Below are 637 nucleotides of genomic sequence, written 5' to 3'. Positions count from 1 at the left end.
GGCGCGCCGTGGGCGGACATGCCGGCGCGCTACGGGCCGCCGACCACGATCTACAACCGCTTCAACCGATGGCGGAAGGCGGGCGTCTGGGATCGGCTCATGGACGCGATCACAAGGGCTTACGATGGTGACGTGCAGATGATCGACACCTCTGTCGTCCGCGTCCACCAGCACGGGGCGACGGCAAAAAGGGGGGTGTCGATCGATGTCTGGGTCGCTCCCGAGGCGGGCTCACGACCAAGCTCCACGCGCTCGTCGACAGCCGAGGCAGGCCGATCCTCCTCAAGCTCACGGCAGGCCAAGCCAGCGACCTCGCGAGTGCCAAAGACCTGATCGGGCATCTCGCGCCGGGCTCAATGCTGCTGGCCGACAAGGGATACGACGCCAACGACCTGCGCGCTGCCGTCGCCGAGCGGAACGCATGGGCGAACATCCCGCCCAAGCGCAACCGCAAGGACCCGATCTGCTTCTCCAGGCACCTCTACAAGGCGCGCAACCTCGTCGAGCGCTTCTTCAACAAGATCAAACACTTCCGCCGTATCGCCACCCGCTTCGACAAGACGGCGGAAAACTTCCTCGCCGCCGTGAAGCTCGCGTCCATCCGCATCTGGCTACGCGGTTATGAGTCTACGGCCTA

1 pseudogene is annotated in these 637 nt (G+C 65.1%); it reads left to right on the top strand.

Features of this window, described 5'->3' with window-relative positions:
* Positions 1 to 637 (top strand): annotated as a pseudogene (locus P2T65_RS21135) (IS5 family transposase); the annotation flags it as partial.

It is taken from the genome of Chelatococcus sp. XZ-Ab1, assembly GCF_029309855.1.
GTDB lineage: Bacteria > Pseudomonadota > Alphaproteobacteria > Rhizobiales > Beijerinckiaceae > Chelatococcus_A > Chelatococcus_A sambhunathii.
This window is presented reverse-complemented; position numbering and strand designations above follow the sequence as displayed.